General features: G+C 26.9%; 13 protein-coding genes. 3 read left to right on the forward strand and 10 right to left on the reverse strand.

Translation table 11 applies throughout. The features are described from left to right. Nucleotides 1-21: 21 nt before the first annotated feature. The 3 genes from APAC_RS10675 (at nt 22) to APAC_RS10685 (ending at nt 3,409) form a co-directional block, all read left to right on the forward strand. Entirely contained in the window at nt 22-1,383 is a 1,362-nt protein-coding gene (locus tag APAC_RS10675; protein ID WP_130234093.1) for a PIN-like domain-containing protein, read from the forward strand. A 41-nt stretch (nt 1,384-1,424) separates the two neighbouring features. After that, a complete protein-coding gene (locus tag APAC_RS10680) occupies nt 1,425-2,072 on the forward strand; it encodes a hypothetical protein (protein WP_130234094.1) in 648 nt (215 codons plus the stop codon). Nucleotides 2,073-2,206: 134 nt separating this feature from the next. Then, a complete protein-coding gene (locus tag APAC_RS10685) occupies nt 2,207-3,409 on the forward strand; it encodes an IS256 family transposase (RefSeq protein ID WP_130234095.1) in 1,203 nt (400 codons plus the stop codon). 220 nt (nt 3,410-3,629) lie between these two features. Here the strand turns inward: APAC_RS10685 and APAC_RS10690 are convergent, their stop codons facing one another. The 10 genes from APAC_RS10690 to APAC_RS10735 all read right to left on the reverse strand — a co-directional run bounded on the left by APAC_RS10690 (nt 3,630) and on the right by APAC_RS10735 (nt 12,867). Continuing rightward, on the reverse strand, nt 3,630-5,183 hold the full coding sequence (locus APAC_RS10690) for an IS1182 family transposase (protein WP_130234096.1): 1,554 nt from the start codon (nt 5,181-5,183) through the stop codon (nt 3,630-3,632). Between the two features lie 122 nt (nt 5,184-5,305). After that, a complete protein-coding gene (locus APAC_RS10695; protein WP_130234097.1) occupies nt 5,306-6,775 on the reverse strand; it encodes a sensor histidine kinase in 1,470 nt (489 codons plus the stop codon). Nucleotides 6,776-6,862: 87 nt separating this feature from the next. Next, nucleotides 6,863-8,227: an IS4 family transposase gene (locus APAC_RS10700; protein WP_130232179.1), complete on the reverse strand. Its 1,365-nt coding sequence runs from the start codon at nt 8,225-8,227 to the stop codon at nt 6,863-6,865. 179 nt (nt 8,228-8,406) lie between these two features. Further along, nucleotides 8,407-9,048 carry a cache domain-containing protein gene (locus APAC_RS10705; RefSeq protein WP_170170160.1) on the reverse strand — a complete coding sequence of 214 codons (642 nt, stop codon included), beginning with the start codon at nt 9,046-9,048 and terminating at the stop codon, nt 8,407-8,409. A 199-nt stretch (nt 9,049-9,247) separates the two neighbouring features. After that, nucleotides 9,248-9,736 carry a hypothetical protein gene (locus APAC_RS10710; protein ID WP_130234099.1) on the reverse strand — a complete coding sequence of 163 codons (489 nt, stop codon included), beginning with the start codon at nt 9,734-9,736 and terminating at the stop codon, nt 9,248-9,250. Continuing rightward, on the reverse strand, nt 9,737-10,303 hold the full coding sequence (locus APAC_RS10715; RefSeq protein WP_130234100.1) for a hypothetical protein: 567 nt from the start codon (nt 10,301-10,303) through the stop codon (nt 9,737-9,739). Then, nucleotides 10,300-10,695, reverse strand: a complete 396-nt coding sequence (locus tag APAC_RS10720) for a hypothetical protein (RefSeq protein ID WP_130234101.1) — start codon at nt 10,693-10,695, stop codon at nt 10,300-10,302. Before APAC_RS10720 ends, APAC_RS10715 begins: the two co-directional genes overlap by 4 nt. 57 nt (nt 10,696-10,752) lie before the next feature. Beyond that, nucleotides 10,753-11,979 carry a tyrosine-type recombinase/integrase gene (locus APAC_RS10725; RefSeq protein ID WP_130234102.1) on the reverse strand — a complete coding sequence of 409 codons (1,227 nt, stop codon included), beginning with the start codon at nt 11,977-11,979 and terminating at the stop codon, nt 10,753-10,755. Nucleotides 11,980-12,126: 147 nt separating this feature from the next. Continuing rightward, nucleotides 12,127-12,420 carry a YciI family protein gene (locus APAC_RS10730; protein ID WP_130234103.1) on the reverse strand — a complete coding sequence of 98 codons (294 nt, stop codon included), beginning with the start codon at nt 12,418-12,420 and terminating at the stop codon, nt 12,127-12,129. A 60-nt stretch (nt 12,421-12,480) separates the two neighbouring features. Beyond that, nucleotides 12,481-12,867, reverse strand: coding sequence for a hypothetical protein (locus APAC_RS10735; RefSeq protein ID WP_130234104.1), 387 nt, complete (start codon nt 12,865-12,867; stop codon nt 12,481-12,483). Between the last annotated feature and the right edge of the window lie 23 nt (nt 12,868-12,890).

The following is a 12,890-nucleotide window of genomic DNA, read 5'->3' on the forward strand; positions in this document are numbered from 1 at the left end:
AAATTCTTTTAAAGGGTTAGTATGATTGATAATTATAAAATGACAGAAAAAAGGGAAGAAGAATTGTGGGGAAAAGCAATATTTGTTTTTGATTCATCAGCTCTTCTTGATTTATATTATTTACCCCAAAAAACACGAAAAAAACTTTACAATGAAGTTTTTGAAAAAATACCTGATAGATTTTGGATTCCAGCTCATGTTCAATTTGAATATTTAAAAAATAGAGAAAAAATTATTAAAAAACCTATTGCAGAAAAATTTATTCCGCTTGAAGATGAAGTTAAGAGAACAGCAACTAAAGTTAATGATATATTGAAGCATGTAACTTCTATTGTAGATAAAACAAAAAAAGATGATAAGCATCCTCATGTAGAACAAACAAAAATTTCTATTTTTGTTGATGAAATAAATAAATTTATTCAAAAATCTAAAGATTTTGAAAAAGAATTTCTTATTCAGGTTGAATCTGCAAAAAATGATGTTTTAAGTGTGGAAGATAATGATGATATTTTTGAAGCTATCAAAAAATATTTTAAAATAGGACCTGAATTCACCTTTAATCAAATTATGGAAATTACAACAGAAGGAAAACATCGTTATGAATTTAAAATCCCTCCAGGATACGGTGATTATTATAAAAAAGAAAAAAAAGGAATTCAGATTTTTGGTGATTTGATAATTTGGAAGCAAATAATTGAATACAGCAAAGAAAAAAAATTACCAATTATTTTTATAACAAATGATATTTCTAAAGATGATGATTGGTGCTATTTAGATAAAAATAAAAAAATAATTAGTCCAAGAGAAGAGTTAATTAAAGAATTATATGATTCTTCAAAAGTTGAATTTTGGATTTATAGTCAACCTAATTTTTTATATAAAGCTAATAAGTACCTACAATCAACTATTGAAAAAACAAGTATTCAAAATGCTTTATTAATGCTTTCTCAAAGAAATAAGAGAGAAAGTTTTTTACGTTATAAATGTTCACAGTGTAATAGCATAAATACAGTATATAAAAATGATTTGGATTTAGATTTTGAATGTGTTGCTAGTGATGATCGTAATATGGGTTCTGAAAATCAATATGAAGCAAGGGAATATTTTGAATGTGATTGTGGAAATAATATAGAAGCTATATTTACAGTATGGGAATATCCAGTAGGTATTCATAACTATGATTCTATAGAATTGTATGGAGGAGATTTAATTGATTCTTTCCATTTTACGATAAACTTTTTTAATGAAGAAGAACGAGAAGAAATTGAATGTGATATTTGTGGTTCAGAATGTGATAGAGATAATATGATATATATGGAAGATGTTGGATATATATGTCCAAATCATGAAATTAATCCACAAAATAAACATCATAATGATTGATATTATAAATTAATAAAAGTTAAAACAACAAAGGTAATTTAATGAAAAACTTATTTGAATATTTTGAAAAAAGCTTCACTTATATATATAGTATATTATTTTATATTTCACTAATTTCAATAATAATAGTTATATCATTTATATTAGGAGTTATAGATTCTAATTTAAAAGAAGAAAACCATAAAATAATTATTCAAATGTTACCTGCATTAGGAATTACTTTGTCTGCATTATTAGCTTCAACAAGTTTAATGAAATCAATTCAAAATACAAATAAAATTGAACAGAAGAAGAAAACAAATGAATTAGAATTGAAAAAAAATAAAATATCATTTTATTTAAATCTTGTTCAAAGTTATATACAAATGTATATTGAAGATTTTAAAACTATATTAGATGATGATTTAATGGAAGATTTTAAAATAAAATTGGAAGAATATTTAAAATTAATATTAAATGATAATGAGATTAAAGCATTAAATGATAAAGAAATTAGACAGTATATTGTTTTTATGGAAATGAATATAAATTATACAGATCGATATTTAAATAAAAAAGAATATCCAAATAAAGAAGATTTAGTCAAATCAATAGAAGAATCTTATAGTAAAATGTATTCACTTCTTGAGTCACTTGGTAAAAAATATAATATTGATTTTTCCCATTTAAAAATAAATTTTACATATTAATTAAATATAAGAATAAACAAAATGAAAATTATAATTTGTAAAAATTAAAGAAAGTGAAATACCCTCTTTAATTAATACGGGAGTGTTAGAAATTTTGTGTCAGTCTGATAGAATTTATTCTAAAGGATTGAACAATGAATCAAACACTTGATTTAACAGATGCACTTAATCAGATTAAAGCTGGTGCAAAAATAGATGGTAAGGATGGAGTTTTAGCTCCACTTATCAAACAACTAACCGAAGCTGCATTACAAGCAGAACTTGAATCTCATCTTACAACAGAGATAAATAAAAATCGTAAAAATGGTAAATCTACTAAAACTATGAAAAGTAGTGTTGGAGAATTTGAACTTGAAATTCCAAGAGATAGGAACGGTTCTTATGAACCACAAATAGTTAAAAAACATCAAACCCATATATCAGACCATATTGAGGAAAAGATTTTATCTTTATATGCTCTTGGTAATAGCTACTCTCAAATATCTGAACATATTCAAGAGTTATATGGTATTGAGTTTTCTAAAGCAACAATAAGTGCTGTTACAGACAAAATTATACCATTACTCAAAGAGTGGCAACAAAGACCGTTAGAATCAATCTATCCATTTGTATGGCTTGATGCAATACATTATAAAATAAAAGAGAATGGCAAATATATTTCAAAAGCTGTCTACACTATTTTAGGAGTAGGACTAAACGGTAAAAAAGAGATACTTGGACTTTATTTATCTGAAAATGAAGGAGCAAATTTTTGGCTACAAGTTTTAACTGATTTAAATAATCGAGGTGTACAAGATATACTTATTGCTTCAGTTGATGGTTTAAAAGGCTTTCCTGAAGCTATAAATGCAATATTTCCAAATACTGAAGTTCAATTGTGTATCGTACATCAAATTAGAAATTCAATACGCTATGTAGCTTCTAAAAACCAAAAAGAGTTTATGAAAGATTTGAAGCTTATCTATCAAGCTATCTCCAAAGAAGCTGCTGAAATGGAACTTGACAATCTTGAGTCTAAGTGGGGTAAAAAATATCCTATTGTAATTAAGTCGTGGAGGAACAAATGGGAACATCTATCTGCATATTTTAAATATACTGAAGAGATTAGACGCATCATCTACACCACTAATATTATTGAATCAGTTCACAGACAGTTTAGAAAACTTACTAAAACTAAAGGTGCTTTCCCAAATGAAAATAGTCTTCTCAAACTTTTGTATATGGGTATTCAGAATGCTTCTAAAAAATGGACAATGCCTATTTGGAATTGGTCTTTAACTATTTCACAGTTGGCAATATTATTTGAGGGCAGACTAGATGAATCTTTAAACTTATGACTTAAAAAGTGATTTTTGTTGTTCAAAAAGTCCTTAGGATTTGAGAGAATCACTAAATTCTACTTCTTGAACACTTTTTGGAACAAATTATATCTCTAAACAAAGGTTATAAAGCCAATAAGTTAGATTTTCTAATTTTGTTCCAAAATCTAGAGAGACTGTGAAAGAACTAACTCCTATGTAAGTAAAAAGAATCGAGTTAAAGAATATTTTTCAATATTTAAATGTATAAACTCATTTTTCGATGATAAAAAGCTTTAAAAAAGACTAGAACTGCAATGTACTCTGCTATTTCTTGTTTTATATCTTCAATATTGCCACTTTTACTGGCTTTTATTAGCTTTTTAAACAGTGTAATACCAATTAGATTTAATAATCTTCTAAAATTATAGGTAAGCATAATAAGAGCATTCTCTCCAGCAACTTTTATTTTACCCCGTACTAGAAAATGACTCCAGCCAAGATTTTGTTTGATTGTCCCAAATGGGTGTTCAACTAATTCTGCACGCTGTTGAATCATCACTTTAGCTTCTTGTGTATTCATCTTTGCACGGTGTGCAGTGACAACTTCTTCATGTTCCCAACGCCAAAGACGTTTTGCAGGAGTTTTTTCAGGAATACATTGTGAACGTATTGGACAAACTTTACATACAGAACCAGTACCAAAATACATAAAGCGTTTTATACCATTTTGCTCAAAAGTAGTTTTTTTCCGCTTCATCACTTTTTCATTTGGACAAATATAACAGTCATTGATTTCATCATAAGTGAATGAATCTCTTGGAAACTTCCCTTTATCTTTTTGCTTCTTTTGCTTGTCTGGTTCAGGAATATAAACATCAATCCCTTCATCACTACATCGCTTGATCTCTTTGGAATTATAATAACCTGCATCAGCTGCTACTTTCATTTGTTCATTATCAATAACTTCTTTAGCTTGTGTTGCCATTGGATAAAGTTGATCGTGGTCTACCCCTTTACTAGAAATATCAGTAGCAACTATGAACTTATATTTTCCATCAACAGCAATTTGAGAATTATAAGCTACCAAGTGATGTGCTGGTTTAGTCATTAAGGTCGCATCAGGATCACTTTTACAATACTGTTTTACTTGATGTTCTTTGAGAATATTCAGATCATCATTTAGTTTGGCTTTACGCTTTTTAAGTCGGTCAATATGTTGCTTACAAACAAGAGGTTTAGTTTCTTTATTCTCACAACTATCACTGTATTCTAGGGAATTTAGATACTCTGTTATTTTCTCATCAACTGATTCCATATCTTTAAGAGTCATTTTTTCAGAGATAAGTTGATTCTTTGAGGCATTAGCTCTTAAAAAAGCTCCATCAATAGCAACAACTTCTCCATCAATTAAATCAACAGAACGACATAATATTACAAAGTCACGAAATAGTTGTTTTAACACTGAAGGATTATCTTTACGAAAGTTAGCAATAGTTTTATATCCAGGAGTTAATCCTTCACATAGCCACATCATTTCAACATTACGTTTAATCTCACGCTCAAGCTTTCTAGAACTTCTAATACTATTTAGATATCCATAGAGATAAATTTTTAAAAGTAGTGCTGGATGATATGCTGGTTGACCTTCCAAACCACCATTATTAGTAAATACTCCTAAAGAAGCTAAATCAATACTATCAACATAACTATCAATAGCTCTTACTGGATTATTTTCATCAACATATTCATCTAAACTAGGAGGAAAAAGAAGTTGTTGATTACGGTCTAAACCTTCTTTGTAGTTCGGCATTGTAAAGCCTTTTTATTAATCTATGATATCTATATTTTAGCTAATTTTCTGTTATCAACGGCTTTAGTTCTTTCACAGTCTCTAGAGGTTGTGACACATTTAACATGAACTATAAAAAATATTTACTTTAATGGTAAGATTATTTTAAATTCAGCTCCAGAATACTCTTTTCCATTGTACTTATAATTTATATTATGAGCTTCAATAGTTCCATTCATCCCATCTACTATTAAGTTGTAAGTCATATGAAGTCCAAGACCTGTCCCTTGAGATTGATGTTTTGTTGTAAAGTATGGTTCAAAAACCTTAGGAAGTATATCATCACGTATACCTCCTGCATTATCCTTAAATATAATAGTAACTTTATCTTCTTTTAGTTCTGTAGATATAAAAATAAGCTTATCATCTTCTTTATTTTTAAAAGCATCTTTTGAGTTATTGAATATATTGATGAAACATTGAACCAATTCATTTGGATAGCCATTTATAATTATATTCTCATCTATATCTTTTATAATTTCTATATCATTACTCTTTATACTACCCTCTACAAGATGTAAAAAGCTTTCAATAGTATCAGCCAATTTAAACTCAACTACTTTTCGGTCACCCTTTATAAAGTTTCTAAAGTCATCTATAGTTTTTGATAGATACTGTGCGTTATCATTTATTGAATCACAGGTTCTTATAAATATTTCATCTGTAAGTGTATTATATTCTTTTTGAAGTTTTAACCCTGTAGATGCAGTTGATATAACTGATAGTGGTTGTCTCCATTGATGTGCAATATTCCCTATCATCTCACCCATTGCTACAAGCTTTGATTGTTCTGCAATTAATCTTTCATTCTCTTTTTGTTCAGTTATATCTGTTATATATCCTAAATAGTGTGTAGTATTTCCATTATCATCTCTTAATACCACAGTATAATCTAATACCCATTTTGACTTACCATCTTTTGCTATAAGCCTATATGGTTTGTGTTGGAAAAATTTGCTATCTGATTTACTTCCCTCTTCAACTTCACTTATTACAGTTTGTAAATCTTGCTTATCAATACAATCAGCATAATGAACTTCACCATTTAAAAACTCATCTTGTGTATATCCTAAGAGTCTTGATACACTTTGTGATACATAATTAATACTCCAATTATCATCATTATTCCATTTAAAAAGTACTGAATCTCCTTGGTCAAATAATGAAAGTAAGATAGTCTGTTCATTTGTTTTGTATTGAAGCTTTTCTTTTTCAATTTTAATTTGAATATTTGATTTGATTTGTCTATAGATGAGATATATTATCACTAGTGATATAAAGAAAGATAATATTCTAATAGTCATAGTACTAGTTAGTGATGATTTTATAATATCTGATTTTGAGTGGGAGACAATATAAGCTACTGTTTTATTTGATAAGTTTTTGATTGGTAAAAAAGAGATGATTTCAATATTTTTATTATTTTTAATATAAAAATTAAACTTCTCACCTTTTTGAGTATTAGTATGTATTATTTCTCTCATTGGTTCAAGTTTCTTTTTATTTTCTACTATACATAGTTGTTTTGAATGAAATGGACCTAAGTTAAGCATAAAATCTTCATCTTCAGCAGATTGTTCATAGTTTATTACTAAATTTTTTGTTTCCCAAGCTTTTATATCAAATATATGTTTATTTACTTAACTTTCGCACCTAAAACCAAGCAATTTTCCAGTCACATCTCTTAATAGATCAATGATAGCTGTAAAATCCTCATTTCTATTGACAACTTCTTCAATTTTTGCAATCTCATCTAAAATAGCTAAAAATGCTTGCATAGCTATTGCTAGAGTATGAAGTTCACATTCTAAATCTTTAAACAATCCACCAATTGTTTTAGGTTCATTGCTGATACGATTTATATAGCTAACAACATTGTATGTAAAAAAAGATAGTGTAATTCTGGCTATCAAAGCTTCATAGATTCGATTCTCTTCTTTTCCGAATCCAAAGTGTTCACGAAGTTCTTTATACCCTTGTTCTATATCCCATCGTCTTTTATAAATATCTATAATCTCTTCATCACTAAGTATAAGATTGGTTGATACGATTGGTATTAAATTCTCTTTTGTTTTTATAAAAACAATTTTTAATTTACCAGCTTTTTTATGTTCAACTATGGTTGAAAAATACTCAAACTTTATCTTTTTGCCATATTGACCCATCTTGATAGATTTAAGCTTTTTAAATTTGTTATAGATGCCATCAAGGGTCTTTTTCTCTCCTGTAAAATTCCATATCCTGTCATTGTTTACCATTCTTGAAATGACTTGCAATCCAAGTTCATTCATAGTTTCTATAAATACAGGTTTAGAATACCAGCTATCTACAAGCAGATAATCTGCATATATACCACTAGCTACTGCTCTTTTAATCATCTCTATAGCAATTTGTGATTTCCCTTTTAAGCTTTCCAATCTTCGCTTATGTGCATTGGTTCGATGATCAATAATATTTGTAAACTCTTCTATCTTTACCCTTGCATAACTGTTCATAGCAATTGCAAAGTCCAACATAAAATTTGAATAACCATCACTATAGTTTAGTGATACAACATTTACACCTCTGATTTTTCTCTTTGCTTTATTGCTCCAAAGGTTGTCACAACTTCCCTCTATATTTTTACCAACTTTATCTTCAACAGTATCATCAAGTATAAGAACTCTTACTAGCTTTGAATCTTGCACTTTATGAAGTAGTGATAAGATCTTTAAAGAACTAAGAGATAATAGTTTTCTCCAATTATAAGAAGTATTGGAAAGTAATCGATAATATACATCTTTTTTGAAACTATCATTACTTTGATCCATAAAGGTTGATATTTTTTTATTCATAACCAGCATATATACAAAATGTAATACAACCATATGAACAGCAACTCCCTCTTTTTTAGAAAAATTGCTCTTGGTTAAAATAGTTTTCATATTTAACAAACGTAATGTTTCATAGATTGGATTTTTTAACTTATCGTTTATAATACCGATGATCTTGGATTCTATCTGCATTCTTACCCTTTAATATAATAGATATTATAGCTAAAAGTGCCTATTTAAGGGCTTTATTGAGAGTTCAAAATAGAAAAATATCATAGAAAAACAACTAAATTATTTTTATGTCAACAAGGATAAGATTATTAACTAAAGGAGTAATGTTTTAGGGAGATTTAGCTACAATTTTAATCAATTTAACGTGCGAAAGTTAAGTTATTTACTAAAAAATGAGAATGCATATTACTTACATTATTTAAGTAAATTTGATATTTTGCACTAGAAAAAGAGATTTCCATTGCACCTATATGGATATTATTTTTATCAAATAAAGGAAAAGTATTTCTAAATCCATGAGCAGTTCTTCCTTGAGTAAAACCTCTAATAGGTTCTTTTGTTTCATTTGCTATTTTATAGTCTTCTCTTATTTCAGTTAAATCATCACCAAACTTTGATGGTTTATGTACTCTTAAAAAAGATATATTATCTCTATTTACAAATTGTAGTTGCAATACACCTTGTTTTTTAGCGATTCTGTACTGTTCTTGTAGTTGGGTATTTAGTTTTTCTCTATTGATGTTATTTTGCTCTTCAGTTGCTGTATAGGACTCACTTAAAAATTTAATAGCATCTGTATTTCTCATTATTGATTGAGAAATAGCATAAGCAATGTTTTTTTGTGTTGTATTTAAAATTTCAAAATGGATTTGTAGTTTGTTTAAATCTTCTTTTAGAACTAAATCTATTCTTTGTTTTGAGTTTATCTCTGTAATGAAATATACTATGGTATTTATAGATATAAAAAGTAATATTAATAATATAATATTTTTTATTTTCAAGAAAAGAGTACCTCTTATTTAACTTTAATTATTGTATCTTAATTATTATTTAGCTTAAATAAATAGTCCCACATCCTGTAGTTTTTGGCGCAAATTAGGATTAGTAAGATTAAATATGCTAAAATTCTAAGAACTATCAGTTACTGACACAAAACTCTGAACAGTCTCATTAATACAAGATATACTTAGAAATATTAACTTACCTTTGTTCTATAAATTCAGAATCTTTTAATTGTTTAAATAAAGGCATTGTATATCGAGGGAAACCACTTTTATTAACAACATCCATAATATAAACTCTTAAATAAGATATAATGTGAGTAAAAGCAGAATCAGAGGCAAATGTACTTACAGTTTCTTTTATACAATCATCCAATAAATTTAAATCCAATACTTTATAAACAGCTTGAACTTTAGCAAAAACATTCAAAAAATCTTCAGTTTCTTTTTTTATAGTAAAATTACATCCCATTGTACAAATAAGTAAAAAATCTTTCTTATTTTCAGGATTATGTATTACATCAACATCCATTTCAGTTAAAGAAATATCAGACTCTAAGTGCTTTTCTATTCGTCCTGAAATAGATATTACTTTACTACTACTCTCTAAAAGAACTACATCTTCTAAATTAATTTTTGATATAAACTTATCAAACTCTTCTTTACATTCAAATTTTTTTTCATTCATTTAAGCTACTCTTTTAAAATCAAAATTACTACTATATAATGTTACACTATTAAAACTATTATAATTAATTGTTTTATTGACATTTATAGTACCTGACATTTCTCTTTTTTTACTAATTATTGTTTGATTGTATTCTTGATTAATTACAGTCTTGAAAATATCATATAATTCTGCCTCTTGTTTTCTATATAAATTATAAAAGTTATAGCCTAAAGTAGCAAATTCATTTGGTAAAATAAGTTCTTCTTTTTTATATAACTCATCAAATCTTAAATCTTCTGAAAATATTAAAAGATGATAAGATTCATAAAATCTTTTATATAATAAAATTTCTGAATTTTTAATAACGTTATATAATTTTTCTTCATTGCTAATATACTTAAGAAACATATCTTCATCTATATTATGTATTTTTATCCAATACTCAAAGGTATCTTCTTCTCCACAACAAAGATAAATCGTTTTATTTTCTAAAGAAATTTCTTCTTTATTCCCTTCAAAATAAACTGTTAAATAAGTATTTATTTTTTTATGATCAATTTCTAAATATGTTTTTTCTATTTTCATTCTTTTAATTCCCAAACAATGTCTTTTGCTTCTTCTACGTTTTTATAAACATAAACATTTACATGAGTAGGATATTTTCCTTTTCCTATATCTTTGATAGTAGCATATCTTTCCAAATTTTCAGCTTTGTAAATATGATTACCTAAAGCACCATATCTATCAAGCATATTTTTTGCTTCTTCAAATGTAGCAAAACAAGATAACCCCTGATACTCACATTCTTTACCTTTAAACTTTACAGCTCTATGATGTGGCTGAGTCCAGTATTGTGGTATAAAATCTTCATTATTTAATTCTTTATTTTTTGTTATTCTATAATAATTATCATATGAAATACTTACTTTTTTTTCATCTGGACAACTTCCAGTCAGATCATATTTATACTCTATCAACTATATCACCTATTATTTCTTAATTATGATTTTAGTAAAATAAAACTGTAGTTATTATTAAATTTCAATTAACTTATCCAACCAATCAGCGTACCATTGAATCAATTCTTTCTTTTCTTCAAAATATTTATATTTTGATTCTCTATTATAAGCAGCTCTTACTTTATTTTTTTCCTTATGAGCTAAACAGGCTTCAATAATATCTGAATGAAAACCATGTTCCTTATATAATTCATTTGCAATTGTTGAGAACATACTTCTAAAACCATGAAATGAATGCACATCTTGATAACCTAATCTTTTTAATGTATCAGATAATACTGCTCTTGAAACACCTTGATTTATTCTTATATTAGAAGGAAATACATACTTACTTCTAGGTCTTGAATATGGTTCTATTTCTCTAATTATTTTGACTGCCTGTTTAGGTAAAGGGAAAACAAAATCTACATTCATTTTCATTTTATCTTTTGGAATATCCCAAATTGCATTATCTAAATCTAATTCATCCCATTCCATTAACCTAATGTTTTCACTTCTTACAAATACATAAGGTATTATTTTGAAAATAAATACTGTACTGATATCACTTCTAAATCTATCCCCTAAAGTATTGATATCATTTAACAACTGTTTAATATCCTTTATTTCTGTAATAGCTGCTAAATGTGAATCTTTTTTATTTGGTACTAAAACAGCTTTTTTATCTATATCTGCAATTATATTATGTTCAATATATTCTTTTGTTACCGCATACATATATACTTTATTTATTAATGATAATAGTCTATGTGCAGTTTCAATAGTTCCCCTATTTTGCACTTTTTCTAAAATATTTATGATATTAACTCGCTTAATATCTTTAATAGCAATGGTACCTAACCAATCAGTAATATTTTTAAACATTCTTTTATTTTGAGTAACAGTTGCTACACTTGCACTTTTTTTTCTAAGTTCTATCCATTCATCAATAACATTTCCTAAAGTCAATGATTCTGAAGCTTTTTTAATTCTTTTTTGCGAGATAGGATTAATATTATTAGCCAATAATTGTCTAGCTTCTTCTCTCTTTTCTCTAGCTTCTTTTAAAGTAACTTCAGGATAAACTCCAAAACTGGTAGATTTTCTTTTAGAACCATAAACAAAATCGAATCTAAAATATTTTGTTCCATTTGCTCTTACAATTAAACATAATCCTTGACCATCGCTTAATTTATAATCTTTATCTTTAATTTCAGCTTTTTTGATTACTATGTCAGATAAAGGTTTAACAAGTTTCGCCATTTTACGGTAATGCCTTTTTTATATTTTAAAGTTACCGCAAATAATACCGCAAAAAAACTTGATTTGACCTGATTTTATTTGATTTTATATGATTAGATTTGAGATTAAGAAGTTTAACAAAGCCCTACAAAAAGGGCTTATTTGATTTTATTTACTTGGATTTGGCATAACCTTAACAGGAACGACTTGGATTTCATCCATATTCCAAACACCACCTGTCACGTATGGTTCATTTTCCAACCACTCATCAAATTCATTGTCATCTTCAAAGTTAGTTAACACTGAAGATCCAACCATTTTTTCTTCTTCAATTAAAGCACAAGCAGAAATAATTTTACCTTCGGCCATTAATTTTTGAGTTCCTTCAACATGTGCTGGTCTATTTTCCATTCTTTTATCTAGTGCATTATCATAATCATAAGCTATTACTAAATATTGCATTATTATCCTTTTTGTTTTTATTATAATATTTTATCATAATATCCAAATGATAAAATTAGATTAAAAAAGATTAACTGCAAAAAAGAAAGATATAGGATATATTAAAACATTCATATATCTAAATATTGGGGTCATTTTAATATTCATAGGCATAACATTTATAAGCTCTTCACCATTAGATAGTTTTTTCATCATTGAAAGTTTAAAACTGATATCTAAAAATTTAATTATTAAAATAGAACTCATCCAAAAACCAAAGTTATTTAGATAAAAACATAAAAAAATTGTGTATATAAAACTTGCATGAAATGTAAAATATAAAAGAAGATTCTTTTGATATAAATAAAAATTATTTAAAATTAGGCTATGTAAAGAGTCAGCTTTTTGCCAATTTGATTCAAAAAGCTCAAGTGAGATAAAAATTATAAGTAATAAAATTAAATCCATAAAAGTTTCAATAAGGCAAAAGC

Source organism: Malaciobacter pacificus (assembly GCF_004214795.1).
Lineage (GTDB): Bacteria > Campylobacterota > Campylobacteria > Campylobacterales > Arcobacteraceae > Malaciobacter_A > Malaciobacter_A pacificus.

What these genes read in the sequence shown, in the direction of transcription:
- APAC_RS10675 (WP_130234093.1), top strand. Translation starts at nt 22, where the DNA reads ATGATTGATAATTATAAAATGACAGAAAAAAGGGAAGAAGAATTGTGG.
- APAC_RS10680 (WP_130234094.1), top strand. Translation starts at nt 1,425, where the DNA reads ATGAAAAACTTATTTGAATATTTTGAAAAAAGCTTCACTTATATATAT.
- APAC_RS10685 (WP_130234095.1), top strand. Translation starts at nt 2,207, where the DNA reads ATGAATCAAACACTTGATTTAACAGATGCACTTAATCAGATTAAAGCT.
- APAC_RS10690 (WP_130234096.1), bottom strand. Translation starts at nt 5,183, where the DNA reads ATGCCGAACTACAAAGAAGGTTTAGACCGTAATCAACAACTTCTTTTT.
- APAC_RS10695 (WP_130234097.1), bottom strand. Translation starts at nt 6,775, where the DNA reads ATGCTTAACTTAGGTCCATTTCATTCAAAACAACTATGTATAGTAGAA.
- APAC_RS10700 (WP_130232179.1), bottom strand. Translation starts at nt 8,227, where the DNA reads ATGCAGATAGAATCCAAGATCATCGGTATTATAAACGATAAGTTAAAA.
- APAC_RS10710 (WP_130234099.1), bottom strand. Translation starts at nt 9,736, where the DNA reads ATGAATGAAAAAAAATTTGAATGTAAAGAAGAGTTTGATAAGTTTATA.
- APAC_RS10715 (WP_130234100.1), bottom strand. Translation starts at nt 10,303, where the DNA reads ATGAAAATAGAAAAAACATATTTAGAAATTGATCATAAAAAAATAAAT.
- APAC_RS10725 (WP_130234102.1), bottom strand. Translation starts at nt 11,979, where the DNA reads ATGGCGAAACTTGTTAAACCTTTATCTGACATAGTAATCAAAAAAGCT.
- APAC_RS10730 (WP_130234103.1), bottom strand. Translation starts at nt 12,420, where the DNA reads ATGCAATATTTAGTAATAGCTTATGATTATGATAATGCACTAGATAAA.
- APAC_RS10735 (WP_130234104.1), bottom strand. Translation starts at nt 12,867, where the DNA reads ATGGATTTAATTTTATTACTTATAATTTTTATCTCACTTGAGCTTTTT.